This window comes from Pseudomonas weihenstephanensis (genome assembly GCF_001043055.1).
Classification (GTDB): Bacteria; Pseudomonadota; Gammaproteobacteria; order Pseudomonadales; family Pseudomonadaceae; genus Aquipseudomonas; species Aquipseudomonas weihenstephanensis.
On record NZ_JYLF01000012.1, the window covers coordinates 99,214 to 121,430 of the forward strand.

At 58.7% G+C, this 22,217-nt stretch carries 22 protein-coding genes and 1 pseudogene; 4 read left to right on the forward strand and 19 right to left on the reverse strand.

Annotation, left to right across the window (positions count from 1 at the left end; genetic code table 11):
- Nucleotides 1–17 precede the first annotated feature (17 nt).
- From TU86_RS21200 to gcl, 5 genes are all read right to left on the reverse strand, one after another.
- The gene (locus TU86_RS21200; RefSeq protein ID WP_048366285.1) at nucleotides 18–839 is read right to left on the reverse strand and encodes an ion transporter; all 822 of its coding nucleotides are present in this window, start codon (nucleotides 837–839) and stop codon (nucleotides 18–20) included.
- 39 nt (nucleotides 840–878) lie between these two features.
- Nucleotides 879–1,778 (reverse strand): urea transporter, encoded by a 900-nt coding sequence (locus TU86_RS21205; RefSeq protein ID WP_048366286.1) that lies wholly within the window; start codon nucleotides 1,776–1,778, stop codon nucleotides 879–881.
- Between the two features lie 76 nt (nucleotides 1,779–1,854).
- The gene (locus TU86_RS21210; protein WP_048366287.1) at nucleotides 1,855–2,745 is read right to left on the reverse strand and encodes a 2-hydroxy-3-oxopropionate reductase; all 891 of its coding nucleotides are present in this window, start codon (nucleotides 2,743–2,745) and stop codon (nucleotides 1,855–1,857) included.
- Between the two features lie 121 nt (nucleotides 2,746–2,866).
- Nucleotides 2,867–3,649, reverse strand: a complete 783-nt coding sequence (gene hyi / locus TU86_RS21215; RefSeq protein ID WP_048366288.1) for a hydroxypyruvate isomerase — start codon at nucleotides 3,647–3,649, stop codon at nucleotides 2,867–2,869.
- A gap of 54 nt (nucleotides 3,650–3,703) precedes the next feature.
- Nucleotides 3,704–5,479 carry a glyoxylate carboligase gene (gcl, locus tag TU86_RS21220; protein WP_048366289.1) on the reverse strand — a complete coding sequence of 592 codons (1,776 nt, stop codon included), beginning with the start codon at nucleotides 5,477–5,479 and terminating at the stop codon, nucleotides 3,704–3,706.
- Between the two features lie 266 nt (nucleotides 5,480–5,745).
- Here gcl and TU86_RS21225 point away from each other — a divergent pair, with 266 nt between their 5' ends.
- Nucleotides 5,746–6,186 carry a GlcG/HbpS family heme-binding protein gene (locus TU86_RS21225; RefSeq protein ID WP_048366290.1) on the forward strand — a complete coding sequence of 147 codons (441 nt, stop codon included), beginning with the start codon at nucleotides 5,746–5,748 and terminating at the stop codon, nucleotides 6,184–6,186.
- A 91-nt stretch (nucleotides 6,187–6,277) separates the two neighbouring features.
- Here TU86_RS21225 and TU86_RS21230 read toward each other — a convergent pair whose 3' ends face one another.
- Entirely contained in the window at nucleotides 6,278–6,883 is a 606-nt protein-coding gene (locus tag TU86_RS21230) for a TetR/AcrR family transcriptional regulator (protein ID WP_048366291.1), read from the reverse strand.
- A gap of 131 nt (nucleotides 6,884–7,014) precedes the next feature.
- On the opposite strand from TU86_RS21230, the gene TU86_RS21235 reads away from it, so the two are divergent.
- The gene (locus tag TU86_RS21235; RefSeq protein WP_048366292.1) at nucleotides 7,015–7,956 is read left to right on the forward strand and encodes a DUF808 domain-containing protein; all 942 of its coding nucleotides are present in this window, start codon (nucleotides 7,015–7,017) and stop codon (nucleotides 7,954–7,956) included.
- 4 nt (nucleotides 7,957–7,960) lie between these two features.
- Here the strand turns inward: TU86_RS21235 and TU86_RS23790 are convergent, their stop codons facing one another.
- From TU86_RS23790 to TU86_RS21245, 3 genes and pseudogenes are all read right to left on the reverse strand, one after another.
- The gene (locus TU86_RS23790) at nucleotides 7,961–8,344 is read right to left on the reverse strand and encodes a CZB domain-containing protein (RefSeq protein WP_420865101.1); all 384 of its coding nucleotides are present in this window, start codon (nucleotides 8,342–8,344) and stop codon (nucleotides 7,961–7,963) included.
- Nucleotides 8,345–8,353: 9 nt separating this feature from the next.
- Nucleotides 8,354–8,632, reverse strand: a pseudogene (locus tag TU86_RS23795) (methyl-accepting chemotaxis protein); the annotation flags it as partial.
- Between the two features lie 559 nt (nucleotides 8,633–9,191).
- Nucleotides 9,192–10,397, reverse strand: coding sequence for an MFS transporter (locus TU86_RS21245; RefSeq protein WP_048366293.1), 1,206 nt, complete (start codon nucleotides 10,395–10,397; stop codon nucleotides 9,192–9,194).
- Nucleotides 10,398–10,533: 136 nt separating this feature from the next.
- On the opposite strand from TU86_RS21245, the gene TU86_RS21250 reads away from it, so the two are divergent.
- On the forward strand, nucleotides 10,534–11,145 hold the full coding sequence (locus TU86_RS21250; RefSeq protein ID WP_048366294.1) for a TetR/AcrR family transcriptional regulator: 612 nt from the start codon (nucleotides 10,534–10,536) through the stop codon (nucleotides 11,143–11,145).
- A 10-nt stretch (nucleotides 11,146–11,155) separates the two neighbouring features.
- Here the strand turns inward: TU86_RS21250 and TU86_RS21255 are convergent, their stop codons facing one another.
- From TU86_RS21255 to puuE, 8 genes are all read right to left on the reverse strand, one after another.
- Complete coding sequence (locus TU86_RS21255; RefSeq protein ID WP_048366295.1) at nucleotides 11,156–11,941, reverse strand: outer membrane protein OmpK; 786 nt, start codon at nucleotides 11,939–11,941, stop codon at nucleotides 11,156–11,158.
- A 348-nt stretch (nucleotides 11,942–12,289) separates the two neighbouring features.
- Nucleotides 12,290–13,075 (reverse strand): outer membrane protein OmpK, encoded by a 786-nt coding sequence (locus TU86_RS21260; protein ID WP_048366296.1) that lies wholly within the window; start codon nucleotides 13,073–13,075, stop codon nucleotides 12,290–12,292.
- 126 nt (nucleotides 13,076–13,201) lie between these two features.
- A complete protein-coding gene (locus tag TU86_RS21265) occupies nucleotides 13,202–14,566 on the reverse strand; it encodes a nucleobase:cation symporter-2 family protein (protein ID WP_048366297.1) in 1,365 nt (454 codons plus the stop codon).
- Between the two features lie 158 nt (nucleotides 14,567–14,724).
- On the reverse strand, nucleotides 14,725–16,014 hold the full coding sequence (locus TU86_RS21270) for a urate hydroxylase PuuD (RefSeq protein WP_048366298.1): 1,290 nt from the start codon (nucleotides 16,012–16,014) through the stop codon (nucleotides 14,725–14,727).
- A 48-nt stretch (nucleotides 16,015–16,062) separates the two neighbouring features.
- Nucleotides 16,063–16,566, reverse strand: coding sequence for an ureidoglycolate lyase (locus TU86_RS21275; RefSeq protein ID WP_048366299.1), 504 nt, complete (start codon nucleotides 16,564–16,566; stop codon nucleotides 16,063–16,065).
- A 78-nt stretch (nucleotides 16,567–16,644) separates the two neighbouring features.
- Nucleotides 16,645–17,640 (reverse strand): allantoicase, encoded by a 996-nt coding sequence (gene alc / locus TU86_RS21280; protein WP_048366300.1) that lies wholly within the window; start codon nucleotides 17,638–17,640, stop codon nucleotides 16,645–16,647.
- Nucleotides 17,641–17,701: 61 nt separating this feature from the next.
- Complete coding sequence (gene uraD, locus TU86_RS21285; RefSeq protein WP_048366301.1) at nucleotides 17,702–18,217, reverse strand: 2-oxo-4-hydroxy-4-carboxy-5-ureidoimidazoline decarboxylase; 516 nt, start codon at nucleotides 18,215–18,217, stop codon at nucleotides 17,702–17,704.
- Nucleotides 18,214–19,143 carry an allantoinase PuuE gene (gene puuE, locus TU86_RS21290; protein WP_048366302.1) on the reverse strand — a complete coding sequence of 310 codons (930 nt, stop codon included), beginning with the start codon at nucleotides 19,141–19,143 and terminating at the stop codon, nucleotides 18,214–18,216. The genes uraD and puuE overlap by 4 nt, the downstream gene beginning before the upstream one ends.
- 410 nt (nucleotides 19,144–19,553) lie before the next feature.
- On the opposite strand from puuE, the gene uraH reads away from it, so the two are divergent.
- Nucleotides 19,554–19,907: a hydroxyisourate hydrolase gene (uraH, locus tag TU86_RS21295; RefSeq protein ID WP_048366303.1), complete on the forward strand. Its 354-nt coding sequence runs from the start codon at nucleotides 19,554–19,556 to the stop codon at nucleotides 19,905–19,907.
- A 207-nt stretch (nucleotides 19,908–20,114) separates the two neighbouring features.
- On the opposite strand, the gene TU86_RS21300 is transcribed toward uraH, so the two are convergent.
- Both TU86_RS21300 and TU86_RS21305 read right to left on the reverse strand, forming a co-directional pair.
- Entirely contained in the window at nucleotides 20,115–20,741 is a 627-nt protein-coding gene (locus tag TU86_RS21300; protein ID WP_048366304.1) for a LysE family translocator, read from the reverse strand.
- 60 nt (nucleotides 20,742–20,801) lie between these two features.
- Nucleotides 20,802–22,151 (reverse strand): NCS2 family permease, encoded by a 1,350-nt coding sequence (locus TU86_RS21305; RefSeq protein WP_048366305.1) that lies wholly within the window; start codon nucleotides 22,149–22,151, stop codon nucleotides 20,802–20,804.
- Nucleotides 22,152–22,217 lie beyond the last annotated feature (66 nt).

The following is a 22,217-nucleotide window of genomic DNA, read 5'->3' on the forward strand; positions in this document are numbered from 1 at the left end:
ATTAAAAAAAGCTTTGCTTATGCATTTTTGGTGAATAACGCGTTACCGCATCGCGAGCAAAACGAGGCCGTGGGTTCGTGGCGTTCTTTCTTGCAGGTGGGGCAGCTGTGCTTGAGTTGCTCACCGCGCATGGCATTGGCCAGTTCGGCGGTGAAAATACCGGTGGGCACGGCAATGATCGAGTAACCGGTGATCATCACCAGCGCCGAGATGATTTGCCCGACCGGGGTTTTGGGCACGATGTCACCGAAGCCCACAGTGGTGAGGGTGACGATAGCCCAATAGATACTGATTGGAATGCTGGTGAAGCCGTTTTCGGGCCCTTCGACCACGTACATCAGGGTGCCAAACACGGTGACGAGCGTGGAAACACTGACCAGAAAGACGATGATTTTTTGCTTGCTGCCTCGTAACGCCGAGAGCAGGTAATTGGCCTGACTCAAGTAAGGGGCAAGCTTGAGCACGCGAAAGATTCGTAGCATGCGGATGATACGAATAATCAGCAGGTACTGTGCGTCGCTGTAATAGATCGCCAGGATGCCGGGCACAATGGCCAGCAAATCCACCAGCCCGTAAAAGCTGAAGGCGTAGCGCAGGGGTTTGGGCGAGCAATACAGGCGCAAGCCGTATTCAACCGCAAATACGAAGGTGAAGCCCCATTCGATATAGGCCAGCACGCTGGCGTAGTCGCGATGAATGCTGTCGATGCTGTCGAGTATCACCACCACCAGACTGCACAGAATGATCAGCAGCAGCGTGGTATCGAAACGGCGTCCGGCGGGTGTGTCGGCCTGAAAGACCATGACGTACAAACGCTGACGCCAATCGTTGTTATCCATGTGGGTAGCTCGAATCTCAAAGGTAAGAAGATTCGTGGATTAGCGTTCAATGCGCAACCCGGATCGCGCCCCCGCAGGCCTAATGATGCGAATGCTGGCGTGCACCAGCCAACAACTGAGAATAAAGGGCGCCGTCAGCGCAGGCAGGCCGAGGGCGGCGAAGCCGGGTGTCAGCAGCAGGGCCAGTGCAATGCCCGCCAGTGGCCGCCAGGGTTGGCGTGTGCCCTGGCTCAGGGCCAGTGCGGCGAGTGCGGCGTTGTAACCGCCCAACCCACTCAGCGCGGCCATCGGTTCGTGCTCAAGCAGACTAAAACCCAGGCCGGCCAGTGAACCTGCCAGCGCCCACAGCGCGGCACGCCAATGGCTGAGCCACAGCCCCATCACGATCAGCAGCCCGGCGATCGGTGACGGCAACAACATGACTTGGCCCAGGCCGCTGAACAGCCCTTGCAGCAGCGTGTGTGCAGTGACCGGCGGCGTGGCGCTCAGGCTGGCAGCGGGTGCGGCATTGAGACTGAGCAAGAGCCAGCCGAGCGCGACAAAGGGCGCGGTGTAGGCCATCAGGCTTTGATCGCGGTGGGCACGTTTGAGCCACTGATGAATCAGCATGGTACTCAGGCCAGCACTGGCGATGATCAGCAGCGGCAGCATGGGCGACCACGGCAGTTGATGGCTCAGCAACAAGCCCAGTAATACGCCGTTGTAGCTGTAAAGCCCGGCCTGACGCTGGGCTTTCGGGTAGCCGCGCCGCTGGGCGGTTAACAGACCGCTCAGACCGCCGAGCAGGGCGCCGCCGACCAGGGCGGGTGCGCTGACCACAATCGCGAGTAAGCAAAACACGCCACACAAGGGGTGACGTTGCAAAAAAATCTGGCTGAAACCGTTGCACAGAGCAGTCGCCCAATCCGGGCAATGCTGGCTGAGGGGGGAGGCGTGCATGGTGGCGACACACTTCAGAGGCGGGTGAGAGGTGTAGCCGTTGCCCGAGGCGGGGCAGCGGCTATAAGCACAGCGATTATTTGTCGCGGATCGAGAAGTTGGCCATGTGCTCCAGGCCCTTGATCAGCGCCGAGTGATCCCAGTTGCTGCCACCGATGGCGGCGCAGGTGCTGAACACTTGCTGGGCGTTGGCGGTGTTGGGCAGATTGATGCCCAGCTCGCGCGCACCGGCCAGTGCCAGGTTGAGGTCCTTCTGATGCAGGCTGATGCGAAAGCCCGGATCGAAAGTGCCTTTGATCATGCGCTCGCCGTGCACTTCAAGGATCTTGGATGACGCAAAGCCGCCCATTAATGCCTCGCGCACTTTGGCGGGATCGGCGCCGTTCTTGGCAGCAAATACCAAGGCTTCAGCCACCGCCTGAATGTTCAGGGCGACGATGATCTGGTTCGCGACTTTGGCGGTTTGACCGTCGCCATTACCGCCGACCAGCGTGATGTTCTTGCCCATGCTTTGCAGCAGAGGCAGGGCACGCTGGAAGGTTTTTTCGTCACCGCCGACCATGATGCTCAGGGTGCCGGCCTTGGCACCGACTTCGCCGCCAGAGACAGGTGCGTCGAGGTACTGCGCGCCTTTTGCGTTGATTTTTTCGGCGAAGGCTTTGGTGGCGGTTGGCGAGATCGAGCTCATGTCGATCACCACTTTGTTGGGGCTAAGGCCCGCAGCAATCCCGTCTTCACGGAACAGCACGTCATCGACCTGCGGGGTGTCGGGCACCATCACGATGATGAATTCGGCTTCCTGGGCGACTTCTTTCGGGTTGGCCAGTGCGACGGCGCCCGCGGCAACCAGTTCGGCAGGGGCGGCACCGTGGTGAGTGGATAGGAACAGGCTGTGCCCGGCCTTTTGCAGGTTGCTGGCCATGGGTGAGCCCATGATCCCGGTGCCGATAAATCCGATTTTAGCCATGACAAATCCTCTTGTTTTTATTGGATGAACAGCCGTAGTCGCTGCCCAAGGTTGAGAAGGGCGGCGCAGCAACCTTTTAAAGGCTGCCCGCTTTGGCAGCGACGAAGAGTCGCGCTATCGCTTAAACCGCGTTATGCGTCTTGAGCCAATCCAGCCCGGCTTCCGTGCTGGTCAACGGTTTGTACTCGCAGCCGACCCAGCCCTGATAGCCAATGCGGTCCAGGTGTTCGAACAAGAAGCGGTAGTTGATCTCGCCGGTGCCCGGTTCGTGGCGCCCTGGGTTGTCGGCCAACTGGATATGGTTGATGTGTGGCAGGTGCGTTTGCATCGTGCGCGCCAGATCACCTTCCATGACTTGCATGTGGTAGATGTCGTATTGCAGGAACAGGTTGGCGCTGCCCACTTTGTCCTGAATCGCCAGCGCCTGAGACGTGTTGTTCAGGTAGAAGCCCGGAATGTCGCGGGTGTTGATCGCTTCCATCACCAGCTTGATGCCCACCGCTTGCAGTTTGTCAGCGGCGTATTTGAGGTTGGTGACGAAAGTTTTTTCGATCACGGCCTCGTCAACGCCTTGTGGGCGAATACCCGCCAGGCAGTTGATCTGGTCGTTGCCCAACACTTGCGCGTAAGCGATGGCCAGGTCGACACCGGCACGGAACTCTTCAACACGGTCCGGCAGGCAGGCGATCCCGCGCTCCCCTTTGGCCCAATCACCGGCTGGCAAATTGAACAGCACTTGGGTCAGTTTGTTGGCATCGAGCTGCGCCTTGATATCGGCAGAGCTGTAGTCGTACGGAAACAGGTATTCAACGCCGTGGAAACCAGCGTTGGCAGCCGCTTGAAAACGGACAAGAAAATCCTGTTCGGTGAACAGCATGGACAGGTTGGCGGCAAAACGCGGCATGGCGAACTCCAGCTTTTGAGCCCTCTCCCTGTGGGAGAGGGGCAGGACGATTAGTTAGTCGAGCATCGAAATGGCAGTCGGTGCATCGTTGCCCACCAGCGCCAGGTCTTCAAACTCATTCACGGCGTTGATTTCGGTGCCCATCGAGATATTGGTCACGCGTTCGAGAATAATCTCCACCACCACCGGGACGCGGAACTCTTTGATCAGCGCTTGCGCCTGGCGCAGTGCGGGCTGGATCTGGCTCGGCTCGAAGACGCGCAGCGCTTTACAGCCCAAACCTTGTGCCACGGCGACGTGGTCAACGCCATAACCATTGAGTTCCGGTGCGTTGAGGTTGTCGAAAGACAGTTGCACGCAGTAGTCCATTTCAAAACCGCGCTGCGCCTGACGGATCAGACCCAGGTAGGAGTTGTTCACCACCACATGGATGTAGGGCAGGTTGAACTGTGCGCCGACGGCCAGTTCTTCGATCATGAACTGGAAGTCATAGTCGCCGGACAAGGCAACCACGTTGCGATTTGGGTCAGCTTTGACCACGCCCAGCGCAGCAGGAATGGTCCAGCCCAACGGGCCTGCCTGACCGCAGTTGATCCAGTGGCGTGGTTTATAGACGTGCAGGAATTGCGCGCCGGCAATTTGCGACAAACCAATGGTGCTGACGTAGCAGGTGTCTTTGCCGAATACCTGGTTCATCTCTTCGTACACGCGTTGCGGCTTGACCGGCACGTTATCGAAGTGGGTTTTGCGATGCAGGGTGGCTTTGCGCTGCTGGCAGTCTTGCAGCCAGGCGCTGCGGTTTTTCAGTTTGCCCGCGGCTTTCCATTCGCGCGCCACTTCAAGGAAGACCTTGAGCGCTGAACCTGCATCCGAAACGATGCCCAGATCAGGGGTGAACACACGGCCGATTTGGGTCGGCTCAATGTCGACGTGAATGAATTGACGACCTTCGGTGTACACCTCGACCGAGCCGGTGTGACGGTTGGCCCAGCGGTTGCCGATGCCCAGCACCACGTCCGATTTGAGCAGGGTGGCGTTGCCGTAGCGGTGCGAGGTTTGCAGGCCGACCATGCCCACCATCAGAGGGTGGTCGTCGGCAATCGTGCCCCAGCCCATCAGGGTCGGGATGACCGGGATGCCGGTCAGTTCGGCAAATTCCACCAACAGTTCGCTGGCGTCGGCATTGATCACGCCACCGCCGCTGACCAGCAACGGGCGCTCGGCCTTGTCGAGCATGGCCAGGGCTTTTTCGACTTGCACGCGGGTGGCTGACGGCTTAGCCAATGGCAGCGGCTCGTAAGCGTCGATGTCAAATTCGATTTCAGCCATTTGCACATCAAACGGCAGGTCGATCAGTACCGGGCCAGGGCGCCCGGAGCGCATTTCGTAAAAGGCTTTCTGGAAGGCATAAGGCACTTGGCCCGGCTCCAACACGGTGGTCGCCCATTTGGTCACGGGTTTGACGATGCTGGTGATGTCGACGGCCTGGAAGTCTTCCTTGTGCATGCGCGCTCGTGGCGCCTGGCCGGTGATGCACAAAATCGGGATGGAGTCGGCGGACGCGCTATAGAGACCGGTCACCATGTCGGTGCCTGCGGGGCCGGAGGTGCCGATGCACACGCCAATATTGCCGGCCTTGGTACGGGTGTAGCCCTCGGCCATGTGCGAGGCGCCTTCCACGTGGCGAGCAAGTACATGATCGATGCCGCCGACCTTTTGCAAGGCCGAGTACAGCGGGTTGATGGCGGCGCCCGGGATACCGAATGCGGTATCGACACCTTCGCGACGCATCACCAGAACGGCAGCTTCGATTGCTCTCATTTTGCTCATTGCTTTGTGCCTCTTACGTTTTGTAATTGTATACAAGTGGCTGTGTGGCGAGTGTATTCATCCTCCGTGGTTCAGGTCAATGGGTTTTGGTTAATCTGTGGAGCTTGGCCTTGAAGGCGTGAAATAGAGGGATTGCAACTTTATCAGGCGATTCGCATGCGTAAAATTGTATACAAAGTTAATATTTATTGTGTTCTATTGGTTGTATCAGGTCGTCTATCAAGACGACCCAAAGGGTTTCCAATAACAAGATAAGGACGGCAACCATGAGTGCTTTAACCTTGAAACTCGCGTTAAACCTGGCCACTCACGCGCTGGCAGCCGGGCGCCAGATCTCAGCCGCACCGTTGGCGGTGGCGGTGCTGGATGGCGGAGGGCATCTGGTGGCGTTACAGCGTGAAGATGGCGCCAGTCTGTTGCGGCCCCACATAGCAATTGGCAAGGCATGGGGCGCGATTGCGCTGGGCAAGGGTTCGCGCTTGCTGGCGCTGGATGCGCAGCAGCGCCCCGCGTTTTTTGCAGCGCTCAATGGCATGGGCAAAAGTGAGGTGGTGCCGGCGCCGGGTGGGGTGTTGATACGCGATGAGCATGGGCAGGTGATTGGCGCGATGGGGATCAGCGGCGATACCTCTGACATCGATGAACAGTGCGCGATCAGCGCCATAGAAGCGCAAGGTTTGCGGGCGGATGCAGGCGTGGTGGTCTGAGTCTTGTGCTGTCGTCGCTGCCGCAGGCGGCGAGCCTTTGATGTTTTAAAGACTCGCCGCCTGCGCCAGCGACTACAAGCAGTGTTCAGCTTCAGTCCGGTGTGCAGCCTTTGAGTACCAGCCGGATGATCGTCTGGGTCGCCGCTTCGTAGTCGTGGTCGTCGAGTTTGGCTTTGCCGGTGATGGCCGAGATTTGCCAGTCGAAGTCTGCGTAGGTCTGGGTCGCGGCCCAAATGCTGAACATCAGGTGGTGCGGGTCGATGGGGGCAATTTGCCCGCGGTCGATCCAGATTTGAATGCACTCAATGTTGTGCTTGGCCTGAGCGTTGAGCAACTCGACCTGTTTTTCACTCAAGTGCGGCGCGCCGTGCATGATTTCGCTGGCAAAGACCTTGGACGCAAACGGCAGGTCGCGGGAAATCAGGATTTTTGAGCGGATGTAGTTGCTCAGTACTTCGTTCGGTTCGCCGTCGGCATTGAATGGGGTCGAGGCCCGTAGAATCGGGTCGATGATGCTTTCGAGCACCTCGCGGTAGAGGTTCTCCTTGGACTTGAAGTAGTAATACACATTGGGCTTGGGCACGCCTGCCTTGGCCGCGATGTCGCTGGTTTTGCTGGCGGCGAAACCCTTGTCAGCGAATTCTTCGCTGGCGGCGCGCAAAATCAGCTCTTTATTACGTTCGCGGATGCTGCTCATAAACCCGTATTTCCTTGCCTGCTTGGGCGGTCGGGCATGGTAGCACCGGGCTTGCGGGCGGCTCAAGATTGCCGCTTGAGGGCTGGCACACGCTATGCTTAGCGTCTTTCAATCTGGAAGGGACAACCCCCATGGCAGGCAGCAGTTTGCTGATGTTGCTCGACGACATCGCCGCGGTACTTGATGACGTCGCGCTGATGACAAAAATGGCCGCCAAAAAGACTGCCGGGGTGCTGGGTGATGACCTGGCGCTGAATGCGCAACAGGTCAGCGGGGTGCGCGCCGAGCGCGAACTGCCGGTGGTGTGGGCGGTGGCCAAGGGCTCGTTTCGCAACAAGCTGATCCTGGTACCCGCGGCGTTGGCCATCAGCGCGTTTGTACCTTGGGCGGTGACGCCGCTGTTGATGGTGGGTGGCGCGTATCTGTGTTTTGAAGGCTTTGAAAAGCTGGCGCACAAGTTTTTGCACAGCAAGCACGCCGATCAACACGATCGGGCCGCGCTGTCGGCGGCCGCAGCGGATGCTGAAGTCGACCTGGTGGCTTTTGAGAAAGACAAAATCAAGGGCGCCGTGCGCACAGACTTTATTCTGTCGGCCGAGATCATTGCGATCACCCTGGGCACTGTGGCGGATGCGCCGCTGATGCAACAAGTGGTGGTGCTGTCCGGCATCGCCATCGTCATGACCGTCGGGGTTTATGGCGTGGTGGCGGGCATCGTGAAGATGGATGACGGCGGTTTGTACCTGACCCAAAAGACCGGCGATGGCACCTGGCCGCGGGTTCAGCGCAGTTTCGGCCAAGGCGTGTTGAATGCTGCGCCGTACATGATGAAGGCGCTGACGGTCATTGGTACGGCGGCGATGTTTATGGTCGGTGGCGGGATTCTGGTCCACGGCGTGCCGGTGCTGCATCACTGGGTTGAGGCGTTGGCTCAGAGCAGCGCGCCTTTTGTGGGGCCGCTGTCGGTGATTGTGCCGACGTTGCTCAACGCCGTGGCCGGCATCATTGCCGGCGCTGTGGTGTTGGCGGGGGTGATGGCGGTCAGCAAAGTGTGGCGCGCCATCAAGGGTTGAGCGGTCAGTGACTCAGGTTGTCGAGCATGGCGCTGACCGTGAGGCTGGCGCTTTCCATGTCGTTGATTTGCAGTAGCACCTGGCTCCAGTTTTTCTCCTGGGCTGCCTGCAGGGCGTTGTGCGCGGTTTGGTGCACAACCCGGTGCGGCTCGTTGAGTTGCTGGAAGTCGCGGTTGTCGGCATAACGCGCCTGGGTTTCTGGCGCCAAATACCATTTGCCGAGGCGGCAGGTGGTGTGGGTCGACAGTTGCAGGTTCTCGTCCTGTTTAAACAAGCGTTGATAGACCATCAACTTGAACAGCAAGTGATCGAGCTTCACTGACTCGCAGAATGAGCGCAGGGCAATGCCTTCGATCAACTGACTCATGTGCTCGCCCAGGGTCATCATCTCGTCGAGGGTTTCAGCCGAGCGCGAGACATCGCCAGACAGCCGTGAGGCTTCATCCGACAACACACCAATGGCGGTGCTGGCGGCTTCGGTTTCCTGGTTGATACTCGACACCAGTTGGCTGATTTCCTGGGTTGCGCCATTGGTACGTTGTGCCAGCGCGCGCACTTCATCGGCCACCACGGCAAAGCCGCGGCCCTGTTCACCCGCGCGGGCCGCTTCAATGGCGGCGTTGAGGGCCAGCAGGTTGGTTTGGTCGGACACGGCTTTGATCAGCTCGACGATGCGACTGATCTCGCCCACGCGCTGGCGCAGCACGCCGACGCTTTCGACACTGCTGACGCCTTGACCGGCCATATGCCCCAGCGAACTGGAGAAGCCGGCCAGCAGGGCTGACGTTTGCGCAAATACATTGCTGTTGTCGCGCAAGTGAACCACTTCACCTTGCAGGCTTTCGGCCTGTGCGACCACGCCATCGCGGGTTTTTTGCAACGATTCGTCAAAACGCTCCAGCTTGCTGTGCAAGTCTTGTTGGTAGCGTTCGTAGTGTTCCAGCACTTGCTGCTGGTCGCGGTCTTGAATGACCTGTGCACGCAGGGCTTGAACCTCCTGTTCAAGGGCCTGTTTGTCCTGCTCTAACGCATTTAATTGCGTTTCAAGGTTGGCGCAGCGTTGGCGCCATCGGCGGTTGAACATCCGTTTGTACTCCCGAGGCTTGAGACAGAGCGTCTTCTGAAAAAATATTGCACTGTCTGTATCGGCCGCCGGGCGCGAAACATAATAGCCATAGAAAGCGCATTGCCATTATATGGCCACTACCCGCGCGGGCGCGGGCAGGCAGGCTCTGTCAGGCGAAGCTGGCGGTGCGGGGCAGGGTGCTGTTGTGCAGCAGGCGATAGCCGAGCACGGCGAATAACAGCACGCCTGTGCCTGCGCCCAACGACACGGCAAAACCTGCCTGCGCGCCGTAAGCGTCAATCACCCAGCCACCGAGCACAGCACCCAGTGCTACGCCCATGCCCAGGCCAGTAATCATCCACGTCAGCCCTTCGGTCAGCTTGGCCGCCGGGACGATGTTTTCTACCAGGCCCATCGCCGTGATCAACGTCGGCGCGAAAAACAGCCCGGCGACAAACATGGCGCCCGCCAGGGTTGCGATGCTGTTGACCCACATCAGCGGCACCACGGTGATGGCGGTGGCCAGTGCGCCGATCAAAAACTGCTTGGGCAAGGGCATGTTCAGTTTTAGCGTGCCGAAAATCAGCCCCACCACGCAGGAACCCAAGGCGTACACCGACAGCACAATGCTGGCGGCCGCGGGTTGACCCTGTTGTTGGGCGAAGGCGACGCTGACCACGTCCACGGTGCCGACGATGGTGCCCATACCCAGCAATACCAGCAGCAAAATAACCACTGCACCTTGGCGTAGCACGGTCCCGCCGTGTTCGGTGCTGCGCGGGTGAATCGGTGGCTCGGTCTGGCGTTGCAGCACAAACGCGGTCACGCCAATGGCCAGCAGCCCGGCGGCAACCAGTGGGCCAGCCTGTGGGAACACGGCCACGCTCAGGCCCACGGAAATGGGCGGGCCGATAATGAAGCTCACTTCATCGAGCACCGATTCGAGCGAAAACGCGGTGTGCAACTTGGGCGAGCCGCGGTACAGCTCGCTCCAGCGTGCGCGCACCATGGCGGGCATGCTGGGTATGAACCCGGCCAATGCGGCAAATACGAAGAGTGTCCAGTCGGGTGTGCCCAGATAACTGCACAGCAACAAGGCCAGCAGTGCGCTGACCCCGATGGCGGTGACGCCAGGCAATACGCGGCCTTGCCCGTAGCGGTCCACCCAGCGTGAAATTTGGGGTGCGATGAGCGCCATCGCCAGCGCGAAGGTCGCGGCGACGGCGCCCGCCAGCCAATACGACCCGCGTAACTGTGCCAGCAGGGTGATGATGCCGATCCCGGTCATGGAAATCGGCATGCGTGCGATCAGGCCCGCGGCGCAAAAAGCCATGCTGCCGGGGGCGCTGAAAATCTCGCGATAAGGGTTTGCCATACAAGCTCCGCAACGATAAGTGGGCCGCGATGGGGCCTTTTTGAAACCTGACATACGCGGCGTATGCAGAAATATACGCATACGCGCCGTATGTCAATTAACATACGCCGCGTATCCAAAAATAAAGGAGGCGGACATGGCGCCCAAAGCGCGTTCACAAATGATAGAAGAAACCCGTGCCAAGCTGCTCGACGCGGCGCGTCAGGCGTTTGGATCGGTGGGCTATGCGCAGACCTCGATGGATGAGCTGACCGCCTCGGTGGGTTTGACCCGTGGCGCGCTGTATCACCACTTTGGCGACAAGAAGGGCTTATTGCAGGCCGTGGTGCAACAGATTGACGCTGAACTGGACGCCCAGCTGGCGCAGGAATTCGAGCAGGCGAGCAGCCCGTGGGAAGGGTTCAGGGGACGTTGCCGGGTATTTTTGCAGATGGCCCTGGAGGTTGAAGTGCAGCGCATTATGTTGCGCGATGCTCCCTCTGTCTTGGGTTCGGAGTACCTGCAAAGCAGCCAGTCTGATTGCAGTGCGTCGCTGGCGGCGATGTTGCGCGACTTGATTGAGGCCCAGGTGATTCAGCGCACCAATCCCGAGGCGTTGGCGCGTTTGATTCAAGGCGGCTTGATGGATGCCTCGTTCTGGATCGCGGCCGATCAACAACCGCCACAGCGCCTGACGGCGGCGCTGGACAGTCTGGACTTGATGCTGCGCGGGGTGCTGCGAGTGCCTCAGCCGGGGCAAACAGGCTGAGGCCGGTGCATCAGAAGTGGTATTTGACCAGCAGGCTCGCGGTGTCCTGATTGGTTTTGAAGGAACCGCTGTCTTCGATGCCGTATTTGTTTTTCCAGTAGTCGTATTCGAGACCGACGTACAGCTGTTTGGCGCCCCAGTTCAACGCTTTGCCCAAGTCATATTTGACCTGCGGGTTGAAGTGCAGGTTGGCGTGGTAGGTGCCACGGGCGTTCTGGTCGTTGTCGACCACCCAGTCCATGTAGCCGTCGATCAGCACGTCAGAGTTGCCCACGGGCAGGGTGTAAGACCATACCGGTGTGATCTGCCACACGCCTTTGCCGGCGCGGTTGCCTTCCGGGAAGCGCTGGTAGAAGTTCAGTTGCACGAAGTCGAAGCCCGGCACATCAAGGTCAAAACCTGGGCCAATCAGGTAAGCCTCGGTATCGCCTTCACCAAACTCGTAGGTCATGGCCAACAGCACGTCTTTAATCGGGCCAAATTCAAACTTCTGGCCGAAGATTTTGCCCAGTGACAAGCGCGGTGTGAACTCGCCGTAATAGGTGTTCGGGCCGACGTTACCGTCTTCTTTACCGTTGTAAAAAATACGGTCGAGGAAGAAGAAGTTATCGCCGTACTTCCAGCTGTCTGCGTGTTCGAAGGTCAGGGTTTGTTGAATCGATGGATTCACCTGGAAGTTCTTGCCCCACAAGTAAGTCAGGCTGTTGGTTTGCCATTGCATCAGGTCGCCGGCGACGGCCGGTGCCCCGCCCAGCACGCTCCCCGCGAGCATCAGGCTGGTCAGTGTGCGCTTCATTCGGTTGCTCCAAAAAGTAAAGTGTGACGCGGTGAATGGAACGTAGCGCTCTGTGTTGGCACTTTGGTTCCGTGTTTAAAAGTTGGCTCTTCGGTCAACTTTAATACCCTGAGCACGTGTTGGGCCACACTTGGCAATTGGCCAAGGGGATGCGCTCAGCTGTATCGGACAGTTGAGTCATTTGGCGTGTAACTACTTGATCTGAATGTATTAAGTTGGCTTGTAAGTCAGCTTTGAAACACCGCTCAAGTGTGAGCGGCCGCGCAGAATACTGTCTCTGACTGTTCGGCTCAAGTGCTCCGTCATCGCCACCGGGCAGGCCATGACGGAGCGTGCACGCAAAGGGTGCTAGAAGTGGAATTTAACCAAGGCGCTGGCCGTGTTCTGGTGGGTGTCCAGGCGGCTGCTGTTTTCGATGCCGTATTTGTTTTTCCAATAGCTGTATTCGAAGCCGACATACAGTTGTTTTTCACCCACATTCAACGCTTTGCCCAAGTCATATTTAACCTGGGGGTTGAAGTGCAGGTTGGCGTGATAGGTGCCGCGTGAGTTTTGATCGTTGTCGACCACCCAGTCCATGTAGCCGTCGATCAGCACATTGGAGCGCCCCATGGGGAGAGTGTAGGAAAACGACGGTGTGATCTGCCAGACACCTGTGCCGGGGCGTGGGCCTTCGGTGTGACGGCGGTAGAAGTTGAGGGTGAAGTAATTGAACCCGGGCACGGCCAGATCAAAACCGGGGCCGATCAGATACGCCTCACTGTCACCTTCGCCGTACTCATAGGTCATGGCCAGCAACACGTCTTTGATCGGGCCGAACTCCAGTTTGCGGTCCAGGATTTTACCGAACGACAAGCGCGGGCTGAACTCGCCGTAATAGGTGTGAGGGCCTTTGTTGCGATCGGGTTTGCCGTTGTAGAAGATCCGGTCCACGAACAGGAAGTTATCGCCGTACTTCCATTTGTCGGCGTGCTCAAAGGTCACGGTTTGCTGGATCGAGGGGTTGATCGCAAAGTTCTTGCCGTAGAGGTAGGTCAGGCTGTTGGTTTGCCATAAAAACAGATCCCCGGCCATGACCTGACCGGCAGCCAAAAACCCACCCGCGAGCGTAGCGCCCCAGTGTGTGCACTTCATGGGTAACTCCTTTTTTATTATTGTTTTAAAGCAAAAGCCCTCACCCCAACCCCAACCCTTTGCACAGGGAGAGGGTTGGGGTGAGGTGACAGCTTTAATCAGCCCCCAGTGGGTGAAGGCGTGTGATCAGTGCTGATGCACATGGCCACTCAAGGCTGCACGCTCGGCGCCGCCCAATACGTTGAACAGCAGGTTGAGGCACACCGCACTGACGGCAGCCATCGCGATACCGCTGTGGGTGATGGGGCCCATCCACATCGGCAAGTGGGCGAAGAACTCGGGGCGCACCACAGGAATCAGGCCCATGCCGATACTGACCGCGACCAGTAACTGATTGCGGCGGTCGGCGATATCGGCTTCTTGCAGGATTTTGATGCCGGTCGCCGCCACCATGCCGAACATGGCAATGGCTGCGCCGCCCAGTACCGCTGGCGGAATCGAAGCCACCAAAAAGGCGGCTTTGGGCAGCAAGCTCAGGGTGATCAAAAACACCCCCGCCATGATCGTCACCGAACGGCAGCGCACGCCGGTCATCTGCACCAGGCCGATGTTTTGGGCGAAGGAGGAATGGGTGAAGGTGTTGAAGAACCCGGCCAGAAAGGAGGCACCTGCGTCACACAGCAAGCCGCGACGCAGCATGCGCGGGGTGACTTCCTGACCGGTGATTTTGCCCAGCGCCAGAAACATCCCGGTGGACTCGACAAAAATGATCACCACCACCAGGCACATCGACAAGATCGGCGCCAGATGGAACTCAGGCATGCCGAAATGCAAGGGTGTGACCACCTGGAACCACGGCGCGTTACCCATGCCGTTGAGGTCAACCATGCCCATCGCACCCGACAGCACATAGCCCAGCGCCATACCGATCAACACTGAAATATTGACCCAGAAGCCGCGCATGAAGCGGTTGATCAGCAAGATGGTGCCCAGCACCAATGCCGCAATGCACAGAAACACCGGCGAGCCGAATTGTGCAGCGCTGCTGCCACCGCCCGCCCAGTTCACGGCGACCGGAAACAGCGACAAACCAATTGAGGTGATGACCGTGCCGGTCACCAGCGGCGGGAAGAAGCGCACCACTTTGGACATGAAGGGCGCAATGATCATCCCGAAGAAGCCGGCTGCAATGGTGGCACCGAAAATGCCGGTCATGCCGATACCCGGCATACCGGCCATCGCTACCATGCTGCCCACCGCAGCAAAACTGGCGCCCATCATCACCGGCATACGGATGCCCATAGGGCCAATGCCCAGCGACTGCACGATGGTTGCGATCCCCGCCACCAACAAGTCGGCGTTGATCAGAAAAGCAATTTCCTCACGACTCAGGCCAGCGGCTTGTCCGATGATCAGCGGCACGGCCACGGCGCCCCCGTACATGAGCAACACGTGCTGCAAACCCACCAGAATCAATTGCAACATCGGCAACCGCTGAATAGGCGGTGGGGCGGTCACGGCGGGTATGCGCGCTTCAGTTAAATCGGACATGCAACACCTCGGTCATTTTTATTGTTGTGAGCTAGTGGTGTGGTTTTGTAGCCGCTACCGAAGACTGCGACAGGTTCGACAGACTGCAAGACGTATCGAACCGGGCACCCCGGCGAGGGGTGATCGCAGCCTTCGGTAGCGGCCACAAACAGTGTGTATCAGTTAGTTTGAGCTCCTGTGTTGATCCAGGAACCGATGAGTTCACGCTCTTGTTGGGTCATTTGCGTAATGTTGCCCAACGGCATGATTTGACTGGCGACGGCCTGCGCCTGAATGCGTGGCGCCATCAGCTGGATTTGTTGTGCCGTGTCAAACATCACGCCAGCCGGTGCTGCGCTGAACAGCGGGCTGGTGGGTTTTGAGGAGTGACACACGGTGCAGCGTTCCTGGATCACGGCATGCACTTGTTCGAAATCAACTGTGGCCACCGGTTTTTCAGCGGCGGCGGGCGCCGTGACCGGAGCGGGATGGGCATCTGGCTTGACGCCGCTGACGGCGGTTTCCGGGATTGGCTGATACTTGATCACCTTGGCCGCTTGCGGGGCTGCTGGTGTCGGGGTCGGGCCGGTGACGTACGCCAGGCAAATCATGCCCAAGGCTGCGACCGGTAAGGTCCAGGCATATTTATGGCTGTTGTGGCGGGTGTTGAAGTAGTGACGCACCAACACGGCCAACACGGCGATCCCGGCCAGGATCAACCAGTTGTACTGGCTGCCATAGGTACTCGGGAAGTGGTTGCTGATCATGATGAACAGCACCGGCAGGGTGAAATAGTTGTTGTGACGCGAACGCAGCAAGCCTTTGGCCGGCAGTGCCGGATCGGGCGTGCGGCCCTCCTTGATGGCCGCCACCAGCGCGCGCTGCGCCGGCATGATGGTGCGGAACACGTTACCCACCATGATGGTGCCGATGATGGCGCCGACGTGCAGGTAGGCGCCGCGCCCGCTGAACACTTTGCTCAGGCCAAACGCTGCCGCAACCAGCAGTACAAACAGGACCAAGCCGAGCAACGCCGGGCGTTTGCCCAGGGCGGAGTCGCACAGAAAGTCATAGACAAACCAGCCGGCAATCAACGACCCGATACCGATGGCGACCGCTTCAGGGCCACTGAGGGTACTGCCGGGTGCAATCAGGTACAGCGCCGGATTGAAATAGAACACCAGGCACAGCAGGGCAATGCCGGACATCCAGGTGAAATAGGCTTCCCATTTAAACCAGTGCAGGTTTTCCGGCATGGTCGGTGGGGCCAGTTTGTATTTTTCGAGGTGGTAGATGCCGCCGCCGTGAATGGCCCACAAGTCGCCGGCCAGACCGTCTTTGGGGTTGGCACGGTTGAGGTTGTTTTCCAGCCAGACGAAATAAAACGACGCGCCGATCCAGGCCACACCGGTGATCATATGAATCCAGCGCACGCTCAGATTCAGCCATTCCATTAAATGTGCTTCCACAGTCTTTACCTCTGCCCGTCGCTCTTTTTTGAGCGTTTGGGCCTTCTCTTATTGGTGGGGGGCGAGGATCAACAGCTCATCCTCTTTAAAGAAATGCTCATCGCAGTTATTGCCTGTGCCACTGCGATCAACCACCAGGAAGTCATCCCGCTTTTCGATCGTCAGCACCGGGTGGTGCCAAACGCCGCGATGGTAATTAATGCCCTGCCTGCCATTGCTGACAAAAGCGCGGACCAAACCTGATACAGGTGCATCGCCAACGGGCGCGACCACGATCAGAAAGGGATTGCCGAGCAGCGGGATAAAGGCTTGGCTGCCCAGCGGATGGCGCTCCAGCATGCGTACGGTAAACGGCATGTCCTGCGCATCGGCGCGGAAAATGCTGATGATCGCTTTGTCGTCCGGGGCAGCTGTTTCAACTTCGGCCAGACGATGAAAGCGCATGGTCGAACCGTTGTTGATCATGAAGTGGTCGCTGCCATCGGTTTCAATCACGTCACCGAAAGCGGCGAAAGCTTCTTTGCTCAAGGGTTCAATCGTTAATGTGCGCATGGTGGGTCTTCTTATTCGGATTGCTGTGGTGTTTTGTGGGTGCAGTCGCCGCCTGCGGCAGCGACTGCTGGCTCTACCTTATTTAGCGACTTTGCCCAGTACACGGATGCGGCTGACACCACCGTCCGGGAACAGGTTGAGGCGGATGTGAGTGATCGGGCCGAGGTTTTTCAGTTGCTCGCTGTACGTGTGTTCAGCGTGCATTTCCATCTTCTGGCTCGGCAACAGTTCACGCCAGAACAGCGATTGGGTTTCGATCTGGCTGTCGGTGCCGCCCTTGACGTAAGCGCCCTGAATCGAGCAGCTGTCCGGGTAGTTACCTTTGAAGTGCAGGGTGTCGACGATGATTTTTTCGATCTCGCCCGGATGCCCCAGCGCGACGATGACCCAGTCATTGCCCGGTGTACGACGACGGGCGGTTTCCCAGCCATCGCCCATGTTGATACCGCGGCCGGGGTTGAGGATGTTGCTCATGCGTCCGAAGTGCTCATCGGAGCAGGCCAGCGCGCGGCCGCCGTTGAGGGCCGCAGCCAGATCAACCTGCTCGTTGTCGCCCACCGCCGACCAGTCGCGGAACGGCACGCCGTAGACGCGCAGGCGGGCAACGCCGCCGTCCGGGTAGATGTTGAAACGCAGGTGGCTGAACGCCTGATCGTTGTTGATCTCGTGGTAGTGGTGGCTGTTGCCTTGCAACTCGACAGCCGACAGCACTTCAACCCACTGGGTGTTTTCGTTCGGTTCGCCCGAGGCCAGGAAGCAGGCTTCAAGCGAGGCAGACGGCGGGAAGTTGCCGGTGAAGAATGAAGTGTCGATGTCCACGCCTTTGATCGAGCCGGGTACGCCCAGGCGGATCACCGCGCTGTCATAGCCTTCGAAGCGCTTGCGGCGGGACTCCCAGCCGTCCATCCACTTGCCGTTGTCATCGAAAACGCCCTCCTTCCATACGGCCGGGGTCGGCTGGAACAGACGGTTGGCGTCGGCGAACCAATCATCGGTGACGCTGATGATTTTGGTGCCCAAACGGGCGTCGGCCAAGTTGACGAACTTCTCGAACGGTACGGCGTAAGCTTTCATTCTTCTGGTCTGCCTTTGAATAAGTGGCTGGAGATGCCTGACCGGCACATGCCGGGTCGGCTTAGAGCTGGAGTAATCGGAACAGGGCTATTTTGTTGATTTCTGCCAACGCGCACTTGAACTCGGTGTCTGCCGGGTTATGGATGCGGGTTTCGAACGCGGCGAGGATCTGGTGCCGGTCGCTGCCTTTTACCGCCATGATGAAGGGAAACTTGAACTTGGCTTTGTAGGCGTCGTTCAGCTCGGTGAAGCGCTGAAACTCTTCGGCCGTGCATTGGTGAATACCGGCGCCAGCCTGTTCATGGGTGCTGGCTTCGGTCAGTTGGCCCTGAACGGCAGCTTTGCCGGCCAGGTCCGGGTGAGCGTTGATCAGTGCCAGTTGGCTGGCGTGATCGGCGCTCAACAAAATGTCACTCATGCGCTGGTGCAGGCTTTCGATCTGATCGACGCTGGCATCCAGGCCCAGGTCGTAGGCCTTTTCGGCAACCCAGGGTGAGTGTTCATAGATATCGGCAAAGGCTTGCACGAACGCTTCGCGGCTCAGGGTTGAAGGCGTGAGGGTCTTGAATGCGCTCATTTCGAGTTCTCTGCGGCGAAAGGGTGTGTGGCGTGCCAGTGGCGGGCGATGTCAACGCGGCGGGCGAACCAGACGTGATCGTGACCTTTGGCGTATTCAATGAAACGCTTGAGGGCGGCCAGGCGGGCAGGGCGGCCAATCAGGCGGCAGTGCAGGCCAATGGAAAGCATTTTTGGCGCCTGCGCACCTTCGGCGTAGAGCACGTCGAAGGCATCCTTGAGGTACTGGAAAAACTGCTCGCCGGTGTTGAAACCCTGCACCTGAGTGAAGCGCATGTCGTTGGTGTCCAGCGTGTACGGGATCACCAGATGCGGCTTGCCAGTCGGGTTATTGGGTTCCCAGTACGGCAGGTCGTCGTCATAGGTGTCGCAGTCGTACAGGAAACCGCCTTCTTCCATCACCAGGCGGCGGGTGTTGGGGCCGGTGCGGCCGGTGTACCAGCCCAAGGGGCGCTCGCCGCTGATTTCGGTGAGGATGCGGATCGCTTCGAGCATGTGTTCGCGCTCTTGCGCCTCATCCATGTACTGGTAGTCGATCCAGCGATAGCCGTGGCTGCAAATCTCATGGCCAGCTGCGACCATGGCGCGGATGGCGTCGGGGTGGCGCTGGGCAGCCATAGCCACGGCGAAAATGGTCAGGGGAATATCAAATTCTTTGAACAGCTTGAGAATCCGCCACACGCCAGCGCGGCTGCCGTATTCGTAGAGGGATTCCATGCTCATGTTGCGCTCGCCTTGCAGTGGCTGCGCTGAAACCATTTCCGAGAGGAAGGCTTCGGACTCTTTGTCACCGTGCAGGATGTTGCGCTCGCCGCCTTCTTCGTAATTGAGTACAAACGACAGGGCAATGCGCGCGTTATCCGGCCAGTGCGGGTGGGGAGGGTTAGGACCGTAACCAATCAGGTCGCGTGGATAATCAGCGCTCACTACAGTCTTCCTTATTATTCGTGTTGACAGTCGTTAGGCCAGACCTGGCTTCACTGCGATGGCCTGATTGTATACAACTTTGCAAACACTTTGTAAGCCTGATTTTTGGCATTTTTACCATGATTTGTGCTGCATGTGTACAAGCAAGAAACCTGCCTGATCGGTCAGGTCGTGAATATGAAGTCGTCGAGAGCTGCGTCGTTGACAGGGATTAGCTGTGAAGCCGCGTGATTCGGGGTCTGCATTAAGTTGTGATTTTAATTGTGTACAATTTTTTTGATAAATGTCTTAATCGTGGCTTCGCCGCTGCTCAATCGTGCATCGATAGAGTGCGCTGGCTCCTTTTTATTCACTGACTCCGGGAGGCGCGAGGCCTGAGTGAACGCTCATTCGCCAGGCACGCAAAATCAATGGGACGTTTAACCACGCACGTTTTGGATGCCGCACACGGTTGCCCAGGCAGCTCGATCAAAGTCGAGTTGTATCGGGTTGAGGGTTCACAGCTGGAACTGGTCGCCACCGCGCTGACCAACAGCGACGGCCGTTGCGACGCGCCATTGCTGGAAGGTGACGACTACCGCTCCGGGGTGTATCAAGTGCAGTTCAGCGCTGGCGATTACTACCGCGCCCGCGGTGTACAGCTGCCAGAGCCGGCCTTTTTGGATGTCGTGGTGCTGCGGTTCGGTATCAATGCCGAACAAGCGCATTACCACGTCCCCCTGTTGATTTCGCCGTACAGCTACTCCACGTATCGCGGCAGCTAGTTTTCACCCTGCGCATGTGGTTTTTGCCCGCTCACACTGCGGGCTTTTTTTCGCCTGTTGAAAAGCAACCCGGTCATCGCAGCGTCGATGCGCTCCTGCGCGACTAGCTTTACAGGCTGGAGTCGCGCAGGAGCGGGGCTTTGATCCGGCGGCGTGGCCGTCGTCAAACATTCAACAGTGCGCGACACACAAACGCGCTGATCGGGCCTAACGGCTCAACAACGACGCTGTACCCGCCGCGCCGAACAAGCCGGCACTGACCCGGTTAAACCAGCTTTGGCCCTTGCCGCTGCGCAAGTAACCCGCAGCGCCGTGGGCACCCAGCCCGTAAGCCAACTTGCAGCACAAGTCGAGTACCGTCCAGGTGGCGATCATCACCAGTAACTGGCTGAGGAAGGGTTGGTCGGGGTTGAGGAACTGGGGCAAGAATGCCGCAAAAAACAGAATGTCTTTCGGGTTGCTGGCGCCCAAAACAAAGGCGCGCCCAAACAGGGCGCTGAAGCGCGGTTTTGGGGCAGCTTCAGGCACCTGGGCAGCTTGGGCCGGCAGCCGCGATTGCTTCCAGCTCTGCCAGGCGAGGTAAAACAGGTACAGCGCGCCGACAATTTTGAGGACGCTGAACAATTGCTCCGAGGCCAGCAGCAAGGCGCCCAGCCCCAGCGCCGAGGCACTGAGTAAACAGATCGAGGCAATCACACCGCCCAGAAAGGCCGGGTACGAACGGCGCAGGCCGTAGTTCAAACTGTTGCTGATCATCAATAACGACAGCGGCCCTGGAATCAGGATTACCACCAATGCCGCGCTGCTGAACAGCAGCCAGGTTTCCAGACTCATCACTTCCTCCATTGCAACAAATGCCCCGCGCAATGGCGGGGCCGGTTGGTATTGCCGCGTTTACAGGTAAATAAACTTGGCAATGAAAATCGCGCAGAGCACCCACACGCTGACGGAGATTTCCCGGTATTTACCCGTGCCCGCCTTTAGCGCCACAAAGCTGATAAAACCCAGGGCGATGCCGTCTGCCACTGAAAAGGTCAACGGCATCATGATCATGGTCACAATCGCCGGGATGCAATCGGTGGGTTCTTCCCAGTTGATGTGCTGCATGCCGCCCATCATCAGCATGGCCACGTAAATCAACGCACCGGCCGTTGCATACGCCGGAATCATGCCGGCCAGCGGTGCGAAAAACATGGCCGCGACGAACAGCACGCCGACCGTCACAGCCGTCAGCCCGGTGCGCCCGCCTGCGGCAACCCCGGCGGCACTTTCGACGTAGCTGGTGACCGGTGGCACGCCGACCACGGCGCCAAAAACGCTGGAGGCGCTGTCGGCTTTAAGTGCGCGTGACAGGTTTTCGATTTTGCCGTCGGCCTTGATCAGCCCTGCACGTTGCGCCACGCCCATCAAGGTGCCCGCGGTATCAAACATGTGCACAAACAGGAAGGCCAGGACCACGCTGATCATGCTGATGTTGAATACGCCTTTGAGGTCCATCGCCATCCACGTCGGCGCCAGGCTGGGCGGGGCGGAGAGGATGCCGTTGTAGTGCACCAGGTCCAGGCTCCAGCCCGCCAACGTAACGGCAATGATGCTGATCAAAATGGCGCCGAACACCCGGTGGTAACTGAGGATCGCAATCATCAAAAAACACACGGCGGCCAGCAAGGGGGCCGGATCGCGCAACGACCCGAGTTTGATCAGGGTGGCGGAGCTGTCGACGATGATGCCCGAGGTTTTCAGGCCGATGATGCCCAGGAACAGCCCGACCCCTGCGCCCATCGCATAGCGCAGGCTCACGGGGATGCTGTTGAGCAGCCATTCGCGTATGCGCGACAGGGTCAGGATCAAAAACAACACGCCCGAGACAAACACCGCACCCAGCGCGGTCTCCCAGCTGTAGCCCATGGTGCCGACTACGGTGTAGGTGAAAAACGCATTCAAGCCCATACCGGGTGCGAGGCCCACAGGCCAGTTTGCATACAAACCCATCAGCAAGCTGCCGAGGGCGGCAGCAATGCAGGTGGCAACAAAGGCCGCGCCGTGATTGATGCCCGCGTCGGCCATGATGTTGGGGTTGACGAAGATGATGTACGCCATGGTGATGAACGTGGTCAGCCCGGCGATCAACTCAGTTTTGACGGTGGTGCCATGCAGCGACAGTTTGAACAGACGTTCCAGCCAGCCGCGTTGAACGGGCGGTGAAAGGTCCAGGGCAGGGGCTTGCGGTTTAGAGCTGTCCACAGTGATTTCCTCAGGCTTTTATTGTTTTTGAGCGCGCTGGTTGAGGCAAATAAGGCAAGAAACGGC